This is a genomic window from Herpetosiphon giganteus (assembly GCF_016907925.1).
Classification (GTDB): Bacteria; Chloroflexota; Chloroflexia; order Chloroflexales; family Herpetosiphonaceae; genus Herpetosiphon; species Herpetosiphon giganteus.
Window position 1 is genome coordinate 52022 of sequence record NZ_JAFBCZ010000004.1, and the last position, 20155, is coordinate 72176.

The 20155-nt window shown below is 49.0% G+C and carries 19 protein-coding genes; 9 read left to right on the top strand and 10 right to left on the bottom strand.

Annotated elements, in window-relative coordinates; translation table 11 throughout:
* Nucleotides 1-49: 49 nt before the first annotated feature.
* The 5 genes from JOD20_RS04625 to JOD20_RS04645 form a co-directional block, all read right to left on the bottom strand.
* Nucleotides 50-2158 (bottom strand): putative bifunctional diguanylate cyclase/phosphodiesterase, encoded by a 2109-nt coding sequence (locus JOD20_RS04625; protein WP_204754140.1) that lies wholly within the window; start codon nt 2156-2158, stop codon nt 50-52.
* Between the two features lie 13 nt (nt 2159-2171).
* Entirely contained in the window at nt 2172-4790 is a 2619-nt protein-coding gene (locus tag JOD20_RS04630) for a histidine kinase dimerization/phosphoacceptor domain -containing protein (RefSeq protein WP_204754141.1), read from the bottom strand.
* 127 nt (nt 4791-4917) lie between these two features.
* Nucleotides 4918-5784, bottom strand: a complete 867-nt coding sequence (locus tag JOD20_RS04635) for an alpha/beta fold hydrolase (RefSeq protein ID WP_204754142.1) — start codon at nt 5782-5784, stop codon at nt 4918-4920.
* A 2-nt stretch (nt 5785-5786) separates the two neighbouring features.
* Nucleotides 5787-6005 (bottom strand): hypothetical protein, encoded by a 219-nt coding sequence (locus JOD20_RS04640; protein WP_204754143.1) that lies wholly within the window; start codon nt 6003-6005, stop codon nt 5787-5789.
* Between the two features lie 10 nt (nt 6006-6015).
* Nucleotides 6016-6207: a hypothetical protein gene (locus JOD20_RS04645; RefSeq protein ID WP_204754144.1), complete on the bottom strand. Its 192-nt coding sequence runs from the start codon at nt 6205-6207 to the stop codon at nt 6016-6018.
* 139 nt (nt 6208-6346) lie between these two features.
* On the opposite strand from JOD20_RS04645, the gene JOD20_RS04650 reads away from it, so the two are divergent.
* A complete protein-coding gene (locus JOD20_RS04650) occupies nt 6347-7807 on the top strand; it encodes a serine/threonine protein kinase (protein ID WP_204754145.1) in 1461 nt (486 codons plus the stop codon).
* Nucleotides 7808-7831: 24 nt separating this feature from the next.
* On the top strand, nt 7832-8872 hold the full coding sequence (locus JOD20_RS04655; protein WP_204754146.1) for a glycosyltransferase family 4 protein: 1041 nt from the start codon (nt 7832-7834) through the stop codon (nt 8870-8872).
* Between the two features lie 83 nt (nt 8873-8955).
* On the opposite strand, the gene JOD20_RS04660 is transcribed toward JOD20_RS04655, so the two are convergent.
* From JOD20_RS04660 to JOD20_RS04670, 3 genes are read right to left on the bottom strand one after another with little or no spacing between them, the layout of a single operon-like run.
* Nucleotides 8956-9369 carry a hypothetical protein gene (locus tag JOD20_RS04660; protein WP_204754147.1) on the bottom strand — a complete coding sequence of 138 codons (414 nt, stop codon included), beginning with the start codon at nt 9367-9369 and terminating at the stop codon, nt 8956-8958.
* 52 nt (nt 9370-9421) lie between these two features.
* The gene (locus tag JOD20_RS04665) at nt 9422-9829 is read right to left on the bottom strand and encodes a hypothetical protein (protein ID WP_204754148.1); all 408 of its coding nucleotides are present in this window, start codon (nt 9827-9829) and stop codon (nt 9422-9424) included.
* Nucleotides 9830-9878: 49 nt separating this feature from the next.
* Nucleotides 9879-10256 carry a hypothetical protein gene (locus JOD20_RS04670; RefSeq protein ID WP_204754149.1) on the bottom strand — a complete coding sequence of 126 codons (378 nt, stop codon included), beginning with the start codon at nt 10254-10256 and terminating at the stop codon, nt 9879-9881.
* A 328-nt stretch (nt 10257-10584) separates the two neighbouring features.
* Between JOD20_RS04670 and JOD20_RS04675 the strand changes: the two genes are divergently transcribed.
* Nucleotides 10585-10797 (top strand): hypothetical protein, encoded by a 213-nt coding sequence (locus JOD20_RS04675; RefSeq protein ID WP_204754150.1) that lies wholly within the window; start codon nt 10585-10587, stop codon nt 10795-10797.
* On the opposite strand, the gene JOD20_RS04680 is transcribed toward JOD20_RS04675, so the two are convergent.
* Nucleotides 10794-11234 carry a YccF domain-containing protein gene (locus JOD20_RS04680; protein ID WP_204754151.1) on the bottom strand — a complete coding sequence of 147 codons (441 nt, stop codon included), beginning with the start codon at nt 11232-11234 and terminating at the stop codon, nt 10794-10796. The two genes, JOD20_RS04675 and JOD20_RS04680, sit on opposite strands and share 4 nt — an antisense overlap.
* A 249-nt stretch (nt 11235-11483) precedes the next feature.
* Here JOD20_RS04680 and JOD20_RS04685 point away from each other — a divergent pair, with 249 nt between their 5' ends.
* A complete protein-coding gene (locus tag JOD20_RS04685; protein ID WP_204754152.1) occupies nt 11484-12158 on the top strand; it encodes a DUF4397 domain-containing protein in 675 nt (224 codons plus the stop codon).
* Nucleotides 12159-12231: 73 nt separating this feature from the next.
* On the opposite strand, the gene acs is transcribed toward JOD20_RS04685, so the two are convergent.
* Nucleotides 12232-14193, bottom strand: a complete 1962-nt coding sequence (gene acs, locus JOD20_RS04690; RefSeq protein ID WP_204754153.1) for an acetate--CoA ligase — start codon at nt 14191-14193, stop codon at nt 12232-12234.
* Nucleotides 14194-14625: 432 nt separating this feature from the next.
* On the opposite strand from acs, the gene JOD20_RS04695 reads away from it, so the two are divergent.
* From JOD20_RS04695 to JOD20_RS04715, 5 genes are all read left to right on the top strand, one after another.
* Nucleotides 14626-15882, top strand: coding sequence for a glycosyl hydrolase family 18 protein (locus JOD20_RS04695; protein ID WP_204754154.1), 1257 nt, complete (start codon nt 14626-14628; stop codon nt 15880-15882).
* 135 nt (nt 15883-16017) lie between these two features.
* Entirely contained in the window at nt 16018-17025 is a 1008-nt protein-coding gene (locus tag JOD20_RS04700; RefSeq protein WP_204754155.1) for a hypothetical protein, read from the top strand.
* The gene (locus JOD20_RS04705; protein ID WP_204754156.1) at nt 17025-17492 is read left to right on the top strand and encodes a hypothetical protein; all 468 of its coding nucleotides are present in this window, start codon (nt 17025-17027) and stop codon (nt 17490-17492) included. Before JOD20_RS04700 ends, JOD20_RS04705 begins: the two co-directional genes overlap by 1 nt.
* Before the next feature lie 25 nt (nt 17493-17517).
* Nucleotides 17518-17811, top strand: coding sequence for a hypothetical protein (locus JOD20_RS04710; RefSeq protein ID WP_204754157.1), 294 nt, complete (start codon nt 17518-17520; stop codon nt 17809-17811).
* Nucleotides 17812-17916: 105 nt separating this feature from the next.
* Nucleotides 17917-20007 carry a metallophosphoesterase gene (locus JOD20_RS04715; RefSeq protein ID WP_204754158.1) on the top strand — a complete coding sequence of 697 codons (2091 nt, stop codon included), beginning with the start codon at nt 17917-17919 and terminating at the stop codon, nt 20005-20007.
* Nucleotides 20008-20155: the final 148 nt, after the last annotated feature.

Consider the following 20155-nt stretch of genomic DNA (forward strand, 5'->3'; position numbering starts at 1 on the left):
AAACCACCACACTTTTATGTCAATATACCCTTTTGGATTGAAAAATCTCCTACTGAGCAACATTGGCGTTAAGCGGAACCATCACATGGCCTTGAGCAAAACGGCTAATTAATGCGTGGGCTTCTTCTGGCGGCAATGCCTTGGAATACCACCAGCCTTGACCAAAATCACAGCCCATTTCAATCAACATCTGGGCAGTTTTGGCATCTTCCACGCCCTCGGCCACCACGGCACAACCCAATGAACGCGCCATCAAGCTAATCAATTGGGCGATTGAATGATTGCTGGCCCCACCATCAGTGTGAATAAAGGCCCGATCGATCTTCAAAACATCAATTGGCGCATTATGTAACAAATTAAGCGACGCATAGCCAGTGCCAAAATCGTCGATATGCACCTGAACACCCAACTCACGTAGTTCTCGCATTACCTCAACCGCCCGATTGCTTTGCATCATCACGCCTTCGGTAATTTCGGCGCACAAATGGCGCGCAGGCATGCCAGTTTCGGCCAAAATAGTTTGCACTTGTTGAATTAAGTTGGCCTGAAAAAATTGGCGATGAGTAAAATTAACGCTTAATTCCAAGGGCGGATGAAACTGAAACTCGGTTTGCCAAGCCCAAATTTGCTCACACGATTCGCGCAACAGCTTCCAACCAATTTGAGCCAAAATGCCGGTTTCTTCGGCAATCGCAAAAAATGAGGCTGGGCCAATTACGCCTTGGGTTGGGTGATTCCAACGCAACAAAGCCTCAAAGCCCGACAATTCACCAGTCGCCAGCTTGATAATTGGCTGATAGTGCAAGCACAATTCGTTGCGCTCAACTGCACGCCGCAATTCAACCTCAACCTGCAACGTGCGCAAGGCCTCAACATGCATTTCAGCATCAAACACTGCCCGACAACCACGGCCCTGCGATTTTGCCCGATACATTGCGCTATCCACGTCGCGCAGCACTTCGTGATAATGTTTATAATGATCGTCGATCACCACAATCCCAATGCTGGCCGCCGTAAACACTTTATAGCCATCAATATGATATGGCTCGGCAACCACAGTTAATAAACGATCGGTTATGCGCAACACATCGTGCAGATCATGAATTCCATCAAGCAAAATCGTAAATTCATCGCCACCTAAGCGCGCAACTAAATCATGTGAGCGAATACAACGCTCCAAGCGTTGGCCAACTTGAATTAATAATTTATCGCCAACAATATGGCCTAAGCTATCGTTGATAACTTTAAAACGATCAAGATCAATAAACAATACAGCGTGTTGATGTTGCAAATGATAATGATCAAGAATATATTGCAAGCGATTGATAAACACATTCCGATTTGATAAGCCAGTTAGGGCATCATGCATTGCCTGATGGCGAATGTGTTCTTCAGCAGCATCAAGATCGCGCATATCACGCAATACCAACACAATTCCAGCAACACGATCATCTTCTTCGCGAATTTGCGAAATACTCGGCGCAACCATCAATTGTTCTTGATCGTTTACCAGCATTTGACGGGGCAATAAAAGATGGTGATTTGGTTGCTGAATTAAGTATTCCAGATCAAATTGATAGGTCATTTGGCTTTCACGATCAAGCAATTTCACCACATCGCCAATAAATTGCCCAATCAAGACATCATTCGGAACATGCAGTAAATTGCTCGCAGTTGGGTTGGCAAATTTGATCAAGCCCGCAGTATCGGTCGTAATAATTGCATCATCAACACTATTCAAGGTGCTTGAATACAACCGCTCCATCCGCCGCAAGCGCTGATCAACCCGATGGCGATATAAGCCCATTTCGATTGCGCTCAGCAAATCACGATCTTCAAACGGCTTGACCAAGTAGGCATATGGCTCGGTCGCTTTGGCGCGGCCCAAGGTTTCGGAATCGGAATAGGCGGTCAGGTAAATAATTGGCAGGCCATAGACTTTTTGCAGCTGCTCGGCGGTGCTAATGCCATCAAGCTGGCCCTGCAAATGAATATCCATCACCACCAAATCAGGGCATTGTTGGGCAATAAAATCCAGCGCATCTTCGCCGCGGCTAAAACTGCCAATCACATTGTAGCCAGCCGCCCTGAGCGCCTGCTGCATATCCAAGGCTACAATCACTTCATCTTCAACTATCACAATACTTGCTTTACTCATTGCGCAAAATCCTTTATTTATGTGGAATTGTTAACTTAAAGACTGTGCCAGAGGTTGAAAGTTGCTGGATTGTGGCACCCAATTGCCGAATCAGGGCATGTACCAATTCAAGGCCCATGGAATTCGAGGTTTGACGATCGGCTGGCAGCCCAATGCCATCATCGCCAATTTCAAGCTCAACATGCTGCTGATTACTGTTTCCTTTGAGCCAAATTGTGCCGCCTTCTCGCGCAATAAAAGCATGTTTAAAACTGTTCGTCAAGAGTTCATTGATAATTAATCCTATTTGAATGGTTGTATCAGTATTAAGCGTAATTGGTTCAAGCATAACTTGAACCGCAATTGTTGGCCGATTGGTATGCGAACGGCGAAAAAATTGCACCAAGTGTTTTATATATTCAGCCAAATCAATCGAACGCAAATCTGATGAACGATAGAGTTGTTCGTGAACTAAAGCCATAGCATGAATGCGACTTTGGCTTTCCAAAAAGCGATCACGAGTAGCTACATCGGTAATCTGGCGAGCTTGCAAATTAAGTAAACTAGAAACAATTTGCAAATTATTTTTAACCCGATGATGAATTTCTTGCAGCAACACCATTTTTTCTTGTAACGATGCTTGCAATTGTTCACGCTGCAAATAAAGCTCGGTTACATCTTGCAAAGCAGATAAAACTGAAGTTGCATAGCCAGTTTCATCACTTTCAAAGACCGTATCATAGCTCACAATCCAATGCCATTGACCATCACGATGTTTAAACCGAAACCGATTTTGAATAATCGTTCCTGGTTTTGAGTTATAGAGACTTGGCAGATAGGCATCAATTTCAAGTAAATCATCAGGATGAATTAAACTGCGTAAATCCATTTCTTCCATGCCAACCATTTCGTCTACTGCATAACCAAGCATTGATTTCAATGAACGATTGATATAGGTAACTTGATTAATTCGCACATCATACATATAGACAATACATGGAATTGAATTATTAATTTGCTCAACCAAACGCTTACTTTCCTCCAACGATTGTTGCAGCTTACGACTTTCGGTAATATCTTCGAGCACAAAACAAAACCGCTGATCAATTGGCGAGCTTGTAACAACTGGACTCAACGTTGCTTTATACATAATCGTTTGGTCAAACGGATCAATATAATCAAAATGTTCTGGTTGGCCTTTGGTGCGGCTGCGCTGAAAAAATTGAATCCAGCGATCAATATCAATGCGTGGAATCCCCAGCTCACTCATAGTCATTTCACAATAATCAGCTGCTAAGCGCCATTGTTTAATCGTCATGGTATTGGCAGCTAGCAAAACTAAATCAGCTTCAGGCGTAATCTCGACCACACCCATCATAACTGGCGTGCTTTCGTAAAAACTGCGTAATAGCGCTTGGCTTTCGACTAAGGCTTTTTCGGTAGCGCGCCGGCGATCTAATTCACGATTCAGCTGCACATTCGTCGTGGATAAGGCATTGGTTCGTTCTTCAACCTGTTCTTCTAAACGACGCACCATTAACATTAATGCTTGCTCTTGTTCATGCAATTCAGTATATAAACGGGTTTGCTCAAGCGCTTCCACAAAACGAGTGCCAATATCACGCGCAATATCAAGATCTTCTTGCATAAATGGCAAATTGATGTGCGTTCGCAATAAGGTTAATATACCAACTGGATGATCATTCCAAGATAAGCCTACAATCAAAACGCTGTTGAGTTGATAGGCACCAAGCAGCGGCTGAAACTCACTGGCTTCTAAAAGAGCTTGATGTTCGTAAATATTTAATGCGAGAGCTTGATTGGAAATTAGTACTTGATTGCGCAACGAATCAGTTGCTACTTGATCGGCCCACTCCGCTGACATTCGATAAAGCTGGGTTCGATACTCGGCTTGTTGATGATAAAACATTTCTTGCTGAATATGGCTTGTTTCACCCATACTCAAAATTTGCAGCATACAACCATCGCTAAAATGCTCGCATAAATGCTTGCTTAACGCCAAAAGCATGCGATCCAAATTCAAGCCAGTATGCGCCAAAATATGCGACGATTCGCTCATCATATGCATCCGTTGGTAGGCTTGCACCTCGTATTCGCGGGCATAGCGTGCATCGAGGTGCAAACTGAGGTTGGCAATTGCTTGAGCCAGCATGGTGTAAAGTGGATGCTGGCTCGGTGGGCTAGCCTCAGCGACTTCGAGCAGCACAATGCCCCATAAACGGCCATAGGCTTGGAGTGGAATCAGCCATATTGGTGCAGCGCTCGGCGGCAATAGCAAACCAAATTCAGCAGGATTTGCCAAGCAGTGCGGCGTTTGTAAGGCTTGGGCTGTATTAAAATAATGGGTTTCGAGCCAAGCCAAGCGAATTGATTGCGGTACTACTTGGTATAGTTCGTTCTCGCCAATCACGAAGCTCTGGAGTAGGGTTTTGGGATCGGTCGGCAGGAACAAGAGCCATGAGGTGAGGTTGCTCAACCACGGTTTAAAATAGGGCACTAGGCTTTCGCAAGCGAGGCTTTCATTGGCAATCCAGCTCACAAACTGGGTTAATGCACTATTCCAAGCCGTCGCTTGCTGTTCAACGGGCAGCGTTGGTGATGGATCAGGATCAGATTGTTGCAGAAAACCCATACCAGCACCGCCTTTCATGATCAGCCAATTGGGCAAGGCAGATCATAACAAGGCTTCACAGGTTCGTCAGGATGACTAGTGTCTTATTTGCGGGGTAGACATCTGGTCTAGCGAAATTCACTATGGCCTACCCCTCGCCCCGTACAAATGGGATCAAGACGGCATTGACTTCGTTGGGAGCTTCTTGCTGTACCCAATGGCTCACATCAGTTAAATAGCGAATTCGCAGGTCGGTAGCGTAGCGCTCGGTGCCATAGGTTAATTCTTGGCCCAGCGCCCCATCGGCAGTACCCCAAATGAGCAAGGTTGGTGCATGCACCAAATGAGTGCTTAATTGATTTAAATGCTTCATTCCCTGCCGCACATACGCCCGATACCAATTAATCATCGCAGTTAGTGCCCCAGGCTGGCTCCAAGCTTGGTGATAGGCTTGAATATCGTCGGGGCTAAATACGCCAGGCCGTTGCACAGCACTCGTCAAGGCTTTAGTCAAGAACTCAAAATTATTGCGTTTGGCAAACCACTCTGGTAACTCAGGGATTTGAAACATAAAGATGTACCACGAACGCAGCATCTGACGCGGATTCGTCCAAAGATTTTTGATCATCAGCTTAGGATGCGGCAGATTCATCACCACCAAGCGCTCAACATAGCCGTGATAGCGCATGGCAAACGTCCACGCCACCGCCCCGCCCCAATCGTGGCCAACAATTGTCGCCCGCTCAAAGCCCAAATGCTCGATTAATCCGCGCACATCATCAACTAAAAGATCGATTGTGTAGTGCTGCCATAACGCTGGTTTATCCGAGAGGTTGTAGCCCCGTTGATCGAGTGCAACCACGGTATGGGTTTCGGCCAATGCCGGAATTTGGTGCCGCCACGAATACCAAAACTCAGGAAAGCCGTGTAAGAGCACGACCAATGGCCCGCTGCCAGCTCGCACATAATGCAAATTGAGGCCATTAATCAGGGCTGTTGCATGTTCAATCTGCATGCTTAATCCTCTTTTTGCAGCAACGCTTCACGGGCGTTCGCCGCTTTGGCGGCCAGCACCCGAAAAGCATATTCGGTTTCTTGATCGTTATGCAAATGCGCAGGTTTCATCAACAGGCCAGCCATCTGTTGCAAATGAGCCAACTCGGCAGGGTTTTTGGCTTCAATCGCTTGGGCAATTGCCTCGCGTACATGTTGTTGAATCAATTCAATTGTTAACATTTTATGCTCCTTAGGCTTGACTAGATTGAGCTAAGTGCGTAAAGCGTTGGGCATTGGTCGAATCGCCAGCTTGTTGGGCCAGCTCGGCCAAAAATTCACACAAACGCTGCATCTGCCGCAGCTCAATTTGGCCGCCATCAAGCGTTTTGCGGGCAATCAGGGCTTCTGCATAATCGTAAATTTGATCAATTGATAGAGCCATCATCCACCTCCATAACCAATCAACTGTTAATCGGGCAACGCTGCCATCGTTGGAACTTCTGTGTTAGACTTGCAACAGTTGCCCACAGCATAGCGTAGCATACAACAGGGAAGGGTGCTGAGCCTAAGGAACCATCGATATGAGTATAGAAAACGAGCGAACGTTGTGTCCAATCTGTGGCACCGATAATCGCAATGATGCCAAATTCTGCCAACAATGTGGCAATAATATAGTTCTCAACAATCGCTACCGCATCACCCGTGCCATCAAAGAAGGCGGGATGGGAGCGGTGTATGCAGCAACCGATCAGAGTGGCAAACGCTATGCGCTCAAATCGTTGATCGATCGTTTCAACGATAAAGCCGAACGCGATGAGGCGATTGAACGCTTTAAAGAAGAAGCCTCGATTCTGCGCGAATTAAAGCACCCCCAAATTCCCCATGTTTATGGCGATTTTTTGCATGGCGGGCGCTATTACCTCGCGATGGATTTTGTCGAAGGCGACGATTTAGAAGATTTGCAGCGCCAACAGCCCAACGAGCAATTCGATGAGCCAACTGTTTTGCGCTGGGCCGAGCAAATTGCCAATGTGCTTGATTATTTGCACGAACGACGCTTGATTTACCGCGATGTGAAGCCCTCGAATATTATGATCGAGCGTAAAACTGGCAATGTGAAAGTTGTCGATTTTGGCATCGCCAAATTGTTTCAACCCAATGAACGCGGCACGCTAATTGGCACGCCTGGCTATTCGCCACCTGAGCAATATCAAGGCCAAGCCACGCCCCAATCGGATATTTACGCCTTGGGCGCAACCTTACATCATCTTTTAACTGGCCGCGACCCGCGTGATGAAGCACCATTTTCCTTTCCATCAGTGCGCGATTTAGCACCCAAAGTTTCGGTTGCCACTGCCCAAGCGATTAGCGTGGCCTTGGAGATGGAAATTAGCAAGCGTTGGAAAAGTGCGGCGGCTTTTCGCGCAGCCTTGCCCTTGGAATCGTTGCATAAACCCAAGCCCAAGCCCAAACCACAGCCAACCGTTATTCTGGAGCAAAAACCACAAAAACCAGCCATGGCCGCCAGCGTTGGCGCAATTCCGCAGCCGCAAAAAGCTGCCCCAACCAGCAGCACCAAGCCCAAACCAAAGCCCAAAAGCCAACCTTTGCCCAGCAAGCCAAATCCCAAGCCAAATCCCAAACCGCAAAAGCGCTTCCGCCCATGGATTCCGCTGTTGACCTTGCTAGTTGTCGGAGCTTTGTTGGCGCTCGGTATTCCAGGCATGGATCAAAAGATCCTCAATTTGTTCAATTCAAGCCCAACCGCCAGCGTCACGCCAATTCCACAAGCAGCTAGCAATCGCTGGATTGAGAAAAATATCGTGGTCAGTGTGGCCGAAGGCACACCTGATGCAGAGATCGCCAACCAACTCAAGCAGCAATATCGCCAAGCGATAGTTGCCGAATTTAGCAATACTGCTAAAATCAACGAGGCATCGCTGACCTTTGTGGGCGGAAATCCACGCAATATCGGCACCGATGCTAGTGGCATCCGCTATGAAGTGACGATTCGAGCCTCGGTTGCCATTCCTAGGCCCTAAGCCGCGATAGGAATTACAAACATTATGCTAAAGCCACTGTACATCTCGCCGCTCGGCAAGGGCGGCGTTGATATTGGCATTCAAAATATCACCCGTGCCATGCAACGGGCTGGCCATCAACCAAGCTTACGCCGTTTATCACACCTATTTAATTTCGCTCCCATGGCGGCAAAATTAGCCTTAGGCCGCAATTGGTGGCAAGGCCATGATTTGGTTCAGGGGCGTTCGCGTTGCGCTTGGGCCTTGCGCGCACCAGGTTTGCCGCTCGTTACCACTGTGCATCACATTGTGACTGACCCTTTGCTGCAACCTTACAGCTCGCCGCAACAACGCTTGTTCTATCGCTTGGTCGAAAAAACCTACGATGGTTTGTCGGTACGTTTGGCCGATGAGGTGATTTGCGTCAGCCGCTACACCCAAGAGCAAACCCGCCGCACCTACGGCGATCGCCCAACAACCGTGATTTACGATGGAATTGACACCGAAGCCTTTACCCCAGCGCCCGATTTTGAGCGAACCAACGATTTGCCCGAGCATCCAGCGCCAATTCGTTTGTTGTTTGTGGGCAATCGCACGCGGCGCAAAGGCTTTGATCTGTTGCCAAAAATTATGGATCAACTTGGGCCGCAATATGTGTTGTATTACACCGAATCGTTTCAAGGCGTGCAAGCAGCGCCGCCACATCCGCAGATGGTGCGCATTGGCACGCCCGACCGCGATGGCTTAATTGCTGCCTATCGTTCGTGTGATATGTTGCTGTTTCCAGCGCGGGTTGAAGGCTTTGGCATCGTTGCAGCAGAGGCAGGAGCTTGCGGCAGACCTGTCGTCACCACCAACGCCTCGGCCTTGCCCGAAGTCGTCAACCACGGCGAAACTGGCTTGCTCTGCGAATTGGATAATGTCCAAGCGTTTGTCCAAGCAATTCAGGAGCTAGGCGAAGATCCAGCCCGCCGCTTGAAGATGGGCCAAGCAGCACGCGAACGTGTAGCCAGCAATTTTGGCTATGCTGTGCTAGCCCGTGAGCTAGAGGCCGTCTATCGCCGCGCCTTATTTGGCGCAAATTAACTACTTGATCAGCGATAAACTAATAGTGGGCAACAAAAAAGCAGTAGTTTTGCGCTACTGCTTTCAATTTAATCTTGCTCAGCTTATTTGCTTGGTGCAAACCAAGCCCGCGTTTTATCGCGTGATAAATACCAAATAATTAACATTGTGAGCAAAGCCGCAATAATATCCCATAGGGTTATTTGCTCAGCAAAAAACCGCAAATACATGCCATAGCAAACTAAAATAATAGTTTCAACAATGACTGCCAACTTGCGTGCTTTCTCGCGCAAATTGAACAAACCTTGTGCAATTTTGAAATGGAAAACCGTAGCAACCCCAAAAAACGGTAGCATAACCACTATTGGGCCTAAATATTGATACTCCATATCTAAAAGTCGCAACCCATAAATAAACATCATTATTCCTGCCAAAGCGCCGCGAGCCGCAAACATAAAGCCAATCAATACTAATCCTAGCGGCTTTTTTCCATAGCGTATTTGTTGAATCTGTTGCATAACTATCATTCCTTAGTGAGGTAACGTTTTAATCTCAGTGCGATAAACACGATTAAGCTTCGTAGAAATAATCTAAGGTTTCGGCGCGACGTAAATACCAAATAACCGCAACGCTGATGCCAACCGAAATTAAATCCCCTGCTTCAAAATTTCCAGTCAACAGGTCGAATGCTGAAATTGCCAAAGCCAGAAATTCAAGGAACACGCCATATTTGCGCGCTTGCTCTTGTTGCTTAAAAATGCCCCAGGTAACCCGCGCATACAACGCAGTAATGCCGGCACACGCCAACAACAACAGCAATGGAATAAAGAAGGTATCACTGCGCCACGCCTGTAGCTCCAAGCCCATGACGACAGTGACTGCTGCTATCATTAGCATGCCTAAACCGTAGCGAATACCAACTATTTTCAGGCCAAGTGGGGCGGGCAATTTGGTTTGGTTTGCGGGAACGTTATACATACTCTCTCCAATGGTTCAAAATCTTCGTCGCTAGATACGTGGAATCTGGTTAATGGTTGCAAAGTGCTATAATCTCATGGCAGGTCAGATACCAAAGGCTGATAATCGCCAACCCAAAATCCACAAGGCCTAAAATTGTCCAGCCTACGAAAAAGCTCAGCCCATAGGCAACACTCCGCAGCGATTCAAACAACACTGCCGTGCGCCGCGCTTCGGCTTTTAGCAAGATTAAGTGCTTGCCAACCCACCCAAAGAGCCATGCTATCGCCCCAAACACCAGCCAAATAAATAATCGGGTGCCGAAATCAGCACTGGAAAACTCAGTAATTGTTGTATAAACAAGCATCGCAGCGGTCAGATAATAGCGCCAGCCAATTAATTTAAGCCCCAAAGGCACTGAATTTGATGTTAAATGGTCGATTTGCATCAGATCCTCATTCTCTGTTAATCCCAAGAGTATACGCTGCCGATCAGGATTGGTTACCAGATCGCTCTCCATGAAACCGTTGCGACAACGAGTGCATTGACCATTAAGTAGAAGTTTTGGCCGTACCATTAAACGACGTGTGGGCAATAATGAGGTGTACTATGTGGCACGTACTATAATTTAAACAGCCATTTCGGAGATAGAGCTGATTATGGTAATTGTAACAATATACCATGACAAGTGAATAAAGCCAGTGTAGCATAGCCTACGCTGCTTGAATATAGTACTATTCGCAAGTTTGTTCAAGTACTGACGAAGGAGCCATTGTATGCACTATGAAATTGTCGTTCGGGCCGAAGCTGGCCAATTTCGCGCAATCTGCCCGCAAATTGCGGGAGTTGTTGGCTATGGTACAAGCGCTGGTGCGGCACTTGATGCAGCAATAGCCGCATTGCAAAGCTATTGCCTCCAACACAACTTGCCCACGCCACAGCTGGAGGTGACGCGGGCAAATCTCAAAACCTTGGTTGGGCGCGCTTAGCCTAAGGTTGTAATTGCAGGCACGCGATTGAACATCCAAAAGGCAATAGGCAAGCCCAAGCCAAACGTAAACCCTGCAATCGCCCATGCAGCACCCAGCCAAAGGCCGCTCAGCCACCAACCAACCAACACAAAGTAAATGGCGCGCACAATAAACGCTTGTTGTGGGCGACCATTTGCAATCACAACCTGACCATTTGCAACCACAATCAGCGGCATATTGGCAGGGTTTGGGCGCAAGGTCATCATTTGGGGTAGTCGATTGAGCAACATCAAGCCCAACGGCAAGCCAATCACGCTGACGATGAGAAACCAAGCCAGCCCTGTAACCAATGCACCCAACCACAAACCCACACAAATAAACCAGAGACCGCGAATCAGACAGCCCGGCCCAGTATTACCATTGTGGATAATGACGGTTGGTGGTTGATAGTTCATTGCGATTCCCTTTCTAACTCAAAATGCTTGGGCGTAGCATAGCGCATGGGTAGCAGCACAAATGTGAATGTGCAAAGTTTAATTCAAGCAATTTTTGCCAATTTTGCAAAATTGCTCAAATTTTGACATCTTCGATACATCCATTCAAAACCAAGTCGCGTAGAACAACACAATAGCGCTATAACGAGTTGAGATGGGCCAAGGCAAAAACAGTTTCCTTGAAGATTGTTGTTTTTGGAGGATTCTCGAATGTTACGACGATGTATGGTTATCGCGTTGGCACTGTTGGCAATTCTCGGCGTAAGCACCCCGCAAGCAACCAAAGCTGCGACGATGAACTATGTTCGGGTTATGCACGCCTCACCAGATGCACCAGCGGTCGATATTTTTGTCGATGGCAAAGCAGTGTTAACCAGCGTACCATTCTTTGCACTCAGCGGCCAATTGGCCTTACCAGATGGAACCTATACAATTGATATTGCTCCAGCTGGCGCAGGTTTGGCAGCTTCAGTATTCGAAACCAAATTAACAGTTGAAGGCGGCTATACTGGTACGGTTGCCGCAGTTGGTAGCTTGGGTTTGGGTAATTTTGATGTCAACGTCTATGATGATGATTTCTCGATGACAAAACCAGGCATGAGCCGCGTGCGGGTTATTCACGGCTCACCAGATGCACCAGCTGTCGATATTAAAATTGCAGGCACGCAAAATATCGTTGTCAAAGGCGCTAAATTCGGCGATGCAGCAACCTTAGAAGTGCCAGCAGGCAGCTATAGCTTTGATATTAGCCCAGCAGGCAGCTCAACTGTCTTGTTTACCACGCCAGCCTTGCGCTTTGAATCAGGTTGGGGCTACAGCTTGGTCGCAAGCGGCTTTGCTAGCAAAAACTTCTGGGTTCAATCACGTGTTGATATGGTGAAATAAGCCTTCGCAGGGATTCTTACCAACACACAAGAGGCCAGCCCGTGATCAAGAGAATCACGGGCTGGTTTATTTTTTATTGTTCGAGGGTGCTTAAATCGCCTTCGGGCAAGCCCAAGGCTCGGGCTTTGAGCACGCGGCGCATAATCTTGCCTGAGCGGGTTTTCGGCAAGCTGGCCACAAATTGCACATTTTCGGGCCGCGCAATTGGCCCCATCATCTTGCCAACGTGGGCAATCAAGGTATCTTCAAGATCTTGATTGGCTTCATAGCCATTTTTGAGTATCACGTAGGTGTGGATGGCGTTGCCCTTAACTTCGTGCGGCAGGCCAATCGCAGCAGCTTCGGCAACTGAAGGATGCGAAACCAAAGCCGATTCGACTTCAGCAGTACCAAGCCGATAGCCCGAAACCTTGATCACATCGTCGATCCGACCAATGACCCAGAAATAGCCATCTTCGTCTTTGCGCGCAGAATCGCCAGCGGTGTATACGCCTGGAATGCGGCTCCAATATTGTTCGATATAGCGATCAGGATTGTTGTAGATCGTGCGCAACATCGAAGGCCATGGATTGCGAATAATCAACAAGCCATCTTCATCGTCGCTGGCATGCTCGCCTTGCTCGTTAACTACATCAGCATCGATGCCAAACGATGAACGCGTGCCGGAGCCTGGCTTGAGTGGCGTGGTTGGATTGGGCGTAATCATCATACTGCCGGTTTCTGTTTGCCACCATGTATCCATAATTGGGCAATTGTTGCGGCCAATTACCCGATGATACCAGCGCCATGCTTCGGGATTAATTGGCTCGCCAACTGAGCCAAGCAAGCGCAACGAACTCAGATCATGACGATTGGGCCAAGCCTCGCCAAAGCGCATCAAGCCGCGAATTGCAGTTGGCGCGGTGTAGAGCACGGTCACGCCATAGCGCTCGACGATATTCCACCAGCGATTGGGGAAGGGGAAGGTTGGCGCGCCTTCGTACATCACTTGGGTTGCGCCAAGCATCAACGGGCCATAAACAATGTAGGAGTGGCCAGTTACCCAGCCGGGATCAGCGGCACACCAATAGACATCATCTTCTTTTATGTCAAGATTAAAGTGGAGCGTGGTTGCAACCCCAACTTGATAGCCACCATGGGTATGCACCAAGCCCTTGGGCGTGCCGGTCGTGCCCGAGGTATAGAGCATATACAAAGGATGTTCTGCATCAAGTTGCTCGGTTTCGCACTTGGGCGAGGCGATTGGCAGCGCCATCAATTCCTCGTACCACAAATCGCGGCCTTGCTGCATTTCGACCTCGTGGCCAGTGCGTTTGACCACAATCACAATTTCGACAACTGGCGAGTGCTTAATCGCATCGTCGGTAATCTTCTTCAGCTCAATAACTTTGCCGTTCATATAGCCGCCGTCGGCAGTAATCACCACCCGCGATTGCGCATCTTGGATGCGGGTTTGCAGCGCTTCGACGCTAAAACCACCATAGACGACACTGTGCATCGCACCAATTTTGGCACATGCCAGCATTGCAATCACAATTTCGGGAATCCGTGGCAGATAAATTGTGACCGTATCGCCTTTTTTAACACCCATTGATTTGAGCACATTGGCAAATTTGTTAACGCGCTTGAACAATTGCCAATAGCTATAGGTTTTGTTATCGCCCTTTTCGCTTTCCCAAATCAAGGCCAACTTGTTTTTGCGCCAGGTTTTAACGTGGCGATCAAGCGCATTGTGAACGATATTGATTTTGCCATCGTTGAACCATTGATAGAAGGGCGCTTTGCTATCGTCGAGCACCTTGCTAAACGGCACATACCAATCGACAAGGCGGGTTGCCATGTCGGCCCAGAATTCCTGATAGTTATCAATCGACCATTGACGCATAGCTTCGGCATCGGCGAAGCCCTTTTCGCGGGCGTAGGCCATCACGTTCGAGTTTTCAACTAAGGCAGCAGGTGGGTAGTAGAGTGCTGATTCAGCGGCGTTGCTTGCCGAAAATTGCCCAACAGTTGTTGGCGCAGCATTCTCAGTCATTGAGATGCCTCCTAATTATTACTCACAAGCGGCGGGACAAGTGCGAGGTCTGGTTCAATTGTAGCCTTGATGATCGGTTCGTGTCAAAACTGACGAGGGGTCAGGGCTATTGGCTTTTGGCTTTTGGCTATATGTAATGGTACATGCGGTTAACTACCGCCTGATCCCCTCACCCCCTAGCCCCCTCTCCCGCCCGCGAGGCGAGGGGGAACCGCTGAATCAGTGCTCCCCTCGCCCGCGTTCAGTGGGAGAGGGGCTGGGGGGTGAGGGCATGTCCTTGGTTGCCAAGCCAATGAACCATTACAGCTATGTTCTATGCTCTTTGTTCTCTGTTCTTCTGCCTTTAATCTAGCTTTTCTTGGAAAGCCATGTTTAATCGGTTATACTTTGGTTGGTCTTTTGCTGAGCATTTCTTTGATCGAGTGAATTGTTATGTTTCGTCATCTTTTTCGTGGGGCAGTGGCAATCGGGATTTTGGTTTGGATCGTCTTTCTCTGGCAGTTTATTGATTTACGAATCAAACATAGCCGCGCCGCCGATGCCGCCGCCCAAGCCCTGCTACCCCGCCCAACATCAACCGCCCTGCCGATGCCGACCTTCGTTGCGCCAACCTTGCAGCCGTTACCAAACACGGTTGCCGATGGCCAAGGTGGCTCTGAGCTGCCTGCGAGCGCCAACGATGTGCGCGGCGTGCACCCCAAAACTGGCCGCTATGTCGCTGCTTGGCTGCCAACCTCGTTTGATGCAGAAGCTGCTCGCGCTACCTTCGAGGCCAATAAAGATATTCTCGATGAGGTCAGCCCATTTTGGTATGGCGTGCGACCCGATGGCACACTGATCGCCGATATTGGCTCGCGCGATGCAGAATTGGTGCAAATTGCCAAAGAAAATAATGTGCTGATCATTCCAACCATTCATAATATTGAAGATTTGGAAGCTGCTTCAGTGGCCTTGGCTACACCAGAAAGCCGCACCAACCACATCAAAATTATTATGGAAGAAGTGCGCGCCTATGGCTACGATGGCATCGACATTGATTATGAATCGCTTTCGCTTGATTATGAAGATGAATTTACCGCCTTTATGACTGAATTGGGCGCTGCGCTGCATGCAGAAAATAAACTGCTGACTGTAGCGGTGCATGCCCACACAGGCCGCCCCGATTACCAAAACTATGCCGATTTGGGCAAAGTGGTCGATCGCTTGCGGATTATGACCTACGATTATAGCTGGCGTGGCTCAGAACCAGGCCCAATTGCGCCGATGTTCTGGGTTAAAGCAGTTGCCGAATATGCCAAAACCCAAGTCGACCCCAGCAAAATTCAAATTGGCATTTCGTTTTATGCCTACGATTGGCCAAATAATGGCGGCTTTGGCATTGCCCGCACCTATACCGAGGTCGAAGAAATTAAGGCAGCCTACCAGCCTCAAATTCGCTTGGTCGAAGAAGATGGCGGCCAGCAAGTGCAAGAATCAACATTTAGCTACGCTGGACGAACGGTCTGGTTTTCGAATTATCGTTCGCTGACCGCCAAAATGGAGATGATTCGCGAAAATGATTTAGCTGGGATTGCAATTTGGCGCTTGGGCAGCGAAGATCCCCAAAACTGGACTTACATTCGCGAATCGTTAAAGCAAGATCCGTTGATCGTACAACGCTCAATCAATCGCTATATTCCAGGCCATTAAGCGAAGGATGAAGGATGAGCTATGAAGGATGAAAACTTCGGTTAAGCTTATTCCTTCTCCATTATTTCTCAATCTATTAATCTTGAAGGATAAAGTTCATCCCTCATACTTCATCCTTCATCCCTACAGAGGATTATGGAACAAGGCATTACAACCTACAGTGTTGAGGCGCAGCGCTTGTATGAGCGTGGTTTGGCGGCGGCGCGCGGCGGTCAACGCCGGATTGCTGCTGGTTTGTTGACCAAGGCAGTTCAGCTTGATCCACGCCATGAGCAGGCTTGGCTTTGGCTTAGCGGGGTGCTCGACGAGCAGCGTGACGTAGAATTTTGTTTGCAATCGGCGCTCAAAATCAACCCCGACAATCAACAAGCTCGCAAAGGCTTAGCCTGGATTCAGCAGCAACAGCAAACCAAAGCTGCCAGCATTACCACGCCTAAGCCACCAAGCGCCTTGCAGCAAATTAGCATTCCCACCGTCGAGGAGCGAGCGGCAGAAGCGGCTCCAGCGGTTGAAAAAGCGTGGTGGCAAGAATGGCGCGATTCTGAACGCAGCGGCAAAGTGGTGCGTGTAGCGTCCTTGGTTGCCTTAATTTTGGCAATTAGCTTTACTGGGGTGATGCTGGCAGTGGCCAAAGCTCAACCCTTGCCAGAAGTCACGCCAATTCTCGAGCTAGCCAACCCCAATCAACCTGATGCACAGGCAGTGGTTGCGGCCTCGGAAATTAATCAAGCAGAGCTATTGCGGTATTTGAGCCAAGTTGGCGAAATTCGCCAGCGCCTCGATCAAGCAGCGACCAGCTATCGCGAAACCAGCGATCGATCGACTGTGGCAACCGAGCAAATTGAAGCCGCCAAACGCTATCGCGATGTTGTGCGCCAAGCCTACACCGATTTGGAGCGCATCAAAGCGCCCGATATTTTGGCCGAAATTCACGACGAATACAAACAAGGCCTGCAATTAGAACAAGCTGCGTTTGATGATATTTTGGAATACTATACCAACTATAACGTAGCAATTGCGAACCGCGCTGCTTTGCGCTTGCAAGAGGCCGATGGCCATTTGCAACGGGCGATTGGCGGGCTTGATGCCTACAATCAAGAGCTGAGCAACCCGCAGCGTGGCGATAGTTTTGGAGAACGCTAATGAGTTTACTCGCGGTTGATTTAGGCATTCGCACCGGATTTGCATGCTACAACCGCGAAGGCAAACTGGTGTGGTATCGTTCGCATAACTATGGCTCGTTGGCACGTTTGCGCAAAGGCAGCAGTGGCCAATTGGCCGAAATGAGCGATTTAAGCGTGTTGGTGCTTGAAGGCGGCGGCCAAATTGCTGATGTTTGGGAGCGCGAAGCTACCCGCCGCGACCTAGAGTTGATCCGTACAAGTGCTGAGGTCTGGCGTGCAACCTTGTTATATGCTCGTGAGCAACGCACTGGAGAGCAAGCCAAAGCCGTTGCCGATGAACTAGCCCGCCGCGTTATCGAATGGTCGGATGCACCACGCCCCACCTCATTGCGCCACGATGCAGCCGAAGCAATTCTATTGGGCTTATGGGCAGTGGTTCAGATTGGTTGGCTTGCGGCAATTCCGCCCGAAGTGCGCCGACGCTAATTTTTTTGCGAAGGAGTCGCCAACCTTGAGCGAACCAACCGAGCCAGAAGCATTTGATCTAGAAGCGAACGCAGAACCAGCCCCACGCAAACTCAACGCCGTCGAAGCCGAAGCCTTCGATTATTCCGTCAACAAAGCTGGTAAAGTTTTTATTAGCTGGTATGGCAAACAAGTGATGATTTTGAGCGGCCCCAAAGCCCAGCGTTTTCTCGCCAACATCGCCGACCTTGAAGGCGAGGCCGCCCAGCTGGTGATGGCCAAAATCACTGGCAACTTCAAACGTGGCAACGAACGCCTCGCCAAACAACAATCGCGCTAAGTTTGTTAGTCAATTGCAATCATCCCTGCTTGGAAAAATCAGCCCAAGCAGGGATACTTGAATCAATCGAATCTTTCCCCAAAATGGGTTGTGATGAGGTGAATTATGCTACTTGGAACAATTGCTGATTATTTGGTGGCGTTGGGCATGCCTAGCTCGGCCCGCACCTATTTGATCATCACAACCATCTTAGTACTTAGTTTAATTTGGATCGAAACCTCACACTGGGCGCATCGCAGAATTATGATGATGGAGCTTGCTGGCGCGGCGTTGTTGCTGATTAAAGTCTTTGCGGTCAGCACAACCATGCTTACTTTGGCCTTGCTGCCCTTTCCGCAACTACGCACAGTGATTGCTAGCTCCTTGGCCATTATGGGCTTGCTAACGCTCTATCGCGAGCTACGTCGCCGCTTGCGGGCTGGCGATCGCTCACCATCAAGCTATATCGGCGGGGTGTTGCTGGTGGTGCAATTTTTATGTATGGTGCTGCTCACGGTCAGCGGGATTGCCATTATTTTAGAGCTGTTGTTGGTGCCAGCCCGCATCTTGGATAGCGAAACGCGCTTTATTGATGCGATAAAAAATTGGGTTGAATTGCTGGCAACCTTATCTGTTTTGCTGACAATTTATTATTTGGGCTTCTACCTAGTGCGGCGCTTGCTCAAAAGTGGCAGCTTCTCGTGGATTGACCCACCGAATTGGCGCACTTTGTTGCCGCATTTGAAATATACGTTAATGCCGCGTTGGGGTGTGCCACCATGGGCCGAGAGCGATTTGGCTGATACTGTGCGCATGGCCTATATCGAGCATATTGTGGGTAGCAAAGCTGCGCGCGATGTAGCCAAAGCTGCGCGAATCAAACCTGTGCAAAACCCGCAACGCGGCTTTACCTTTGCCGTAATTGGCGACCCGGGCGAGGGCGACGAATCGCAGATTGCCCCACCAATTGTCAGTGAAGATAGCCGCCTCGCCCAACAAGGCCCGGCCAATCCTGCCTACCCAACCTTTACCATTCTTAGCTCGGATATTGTGTACCCAGCTGGCGAGTTGATGGATTATGAGCGCACGCTCTATCGACCTTATGCCAGCCAAAGCGAAACGCCACCCTTGATCTACGGCTTGGCGGGGAATCACGATTGGTACAACGATTTAAAAGGCTTGATGCTGAATTTTGGTTATGCTGCCGCCCACGTCGATAGCCGCGACCCACAGCTTCAACAATGGGCCAAAGCGCTCAAAACGGGGCCTTGGGCGCGCTATGGCTATCCATGGGGCCAATTGCGCTGGAACGAAGTGCGCAGTTTGCGCGAGCGCTACGGGCTAACCAAGCTTGGTGGCGACCTCAACGAACCCCAAACCCAGCAACGCTTGCCATTTTTTGAATTAAGCTTCGATCCTGTACCATTTGTCTTGCTGGCGGTCGATACAGGCTGCATTGGCAATGTCGATGCGATTCAATTGGAATGGTTAGAAAGTTGCTTGCTAGCGGCCTTCAATCAGCAAAAAATCATCGCGGTTGTGCTCAGCGAGCCATTGTATGTCAATGGAGCCTTTGCCGATCACCCTGGAATGCGCCAGTTGTACGAGCTTTTGCGGCGCTATGAAACCCACGTGGTTATTGGCGGCGATACCCACGCCTACCAACACTACGAATCACGCTATATCACCTTGCGCGGAACCCAACACATCGCTCACCACTTTGTCAATGGCGGTGGTGGCGCGTACCTCAGCAAGCCAGTTGATTTACATTGGCACACGCCCAGCGGCATGACCCCCTTGGAATCGCGCTTTGTCTATCGCGACGATGATCAAGAAATTGTTGATCAGGTGATGTTGCGCGAAGTTTTCCCCACCGCCCAACAATTGCGAGCCAAATTCAACGGCAAAATCGAGGTCGAAAATCAAGTTTGGGGCTTGCGGCGCTGGCTGGTTGGCCAAGAGCCAAACATCCTCAATCTTGGCTACACCAATGCGCTGAACCACGATCGTGCGCCACTTTTGCAAAGCTTGCTGACCTTTAATGTCGATGAAACCCTGAATGGCTGGCGCTTGCGGATCACACCGTGGTTTACGACTGGGCCTGAAAATAAGCTCGAACCTCAAGAACCGATCGATATTCTAGCCCCCGATCGCGCTAACGAGCGCGTGGTTAGCCGCGATTTGGTGCCTAGCCCAGCTAGCATTTTAGCGATTTAGCTTGGGAAAAAACTGGGAAAAAGTTTAACCCAATTCAACCAAACGTGAGTAAACTAGGGTTGAGTAAAGCGCTGAGGAGCTAGTCGAGGAGTGAATGGTGTTGAAGTTTGATCCTGAGGCTAAACGGCTTTTTTGGCCCATGATCATC

What these genes read in the sequence shown, in the direction of transcription:
- JOD20_RS04625 (WP_204754140.1), bottom strand. Translation starts at nt 2,158, where the DNA reads ATGAGTAAAGCAAGTATTGTGATAGTTGAAGATGAAGTGATTGTAGCC.
- JOD20_RS04630 (WP_204754141.1), bottom strand. Translation starts at nt 4,790, where the DNA reads ATGGGTTTTCTGCAACAATCTGATCCTGATCCATCACCAACGCTGCCC.
- JOD20_RS04635 (WP_204754142.1), bottom strand. Translation starts at nt 5,784, where the DNA reads ATGCAGATTGAACATGCAACAGCCCTGATTAATGGCCTCAATTTGCAT.
- JOD20_RS04640 (WP_204754143.1), bottom strand. Translation starts at nt 6,005, where the DNA reads ATGTTAACAATTGAATTGATTCAACAACATGTACGCGAGGCAATTGCC.
- JOD20_RS04645 (WP_204754144.1), bottom strand. Translation starts at nt 6,207, where the DNA reads ATGGCTCTATCAATTGATCAAATTTACGATTATGCAGAAGCCCTGATT.
- JOD20_RS04650 (WP_204754145.1), top strand. Translation starts at nt 6,347, where the DNA reads ATGAGTATAGAAAACGAGCGAACGTTGTGTCCAATCTGTGGCACCGAT.
- JOD20_RS04655 (WP_204754146.1), top strand. Translation starts at nt 7,832, where the DNA reads ATGCTAAAGCCACTGTACATCTCGCCGCTCGGCAAGGGCGGCGTTGAT.
- JOD20_RS04660 (WP_204754147.1), bottom strand. Translation starts at nt 9,369, where the DNA reads ATGCAACAGATTCAACAAATACGCTATGGAAAAAAGCCGCTAGGATTA.
- JOD20_RS04665 (WP_204754148.1), bottom strand. Translation starts at nt 9,829, where the DNA reads ATGTATAACGTTCCCGCAAACCAAACCAAATTGCCCGCCCCACTTGGC.
- JOD20_RS04670 (WP_204754149.1), bottom strand. Translation starts at nt 10,256, where the DNA reads ATGCAAATCGACCATTTAACATCAAATTCAGTGCCTTTGGGGCTTAAA.
- JOD20_RS04675 (WP_204754150.1), top strand. Translation starts at nt 10,585, where the DNA reads ATGCACTATGAAATTGTCGTTCGGGCCGAAGCTGGCCAATTTCGCGCA.
- JOD20_RS04680 (WP_204754151.1), bottom strand. Translation starts at nt 11,234, where the DNA reads ATGAACTATCAACCACCAACCGTCATTATCCACAATGGTAATACTGGG.
- JOD20_RS04685 (WP_204754152.1), top strand. Translation starts at nt 11,484, where the DNA reads ATGTTACGACGATGTATGGTTATCGCGTTGGCACTGTTGGCAATTCTC.
- acs (WP_204754153.1), bottom strand. Translation starts at nt 14,193, where the DNA reads ATGACTGAGAATGCTGCGCCAACAACTGTTGGGCAATTTTCGGCAAGC.
- JOD20_RS04695 (WP_204754154.1), top strand. Translation starts at nt 14,626, where the DNA reads ATGTTTCGTCATCTTTTTCGTGGGGCAGTGGCAATCGGGATTTTGGTT.
- JOD20_RS04700 (WP_204754155.1), top strand. Translation starts at nt 16,018, where the DNA reads ATGGAACAAGGCATTACAACCTACAGTGTTGAGGCGCAGCGCTTGTAT.
- JOD20_RS04705 (WP_204754156.1), top strand. Translation starts at nt 17,025, where the DNA reads ATGAGTTTACTCGCGGTTGATTTAGGCATTCGCACCGGATTTGCATGC.
- JOD20_RS04715 (WP_204754158.1), top strand. Translation starts at nt 17,917, where the DNA reads ATGCTACTTGGAACAATTGCTGATTATTTGGTGGCGTTGGGCATGCCT.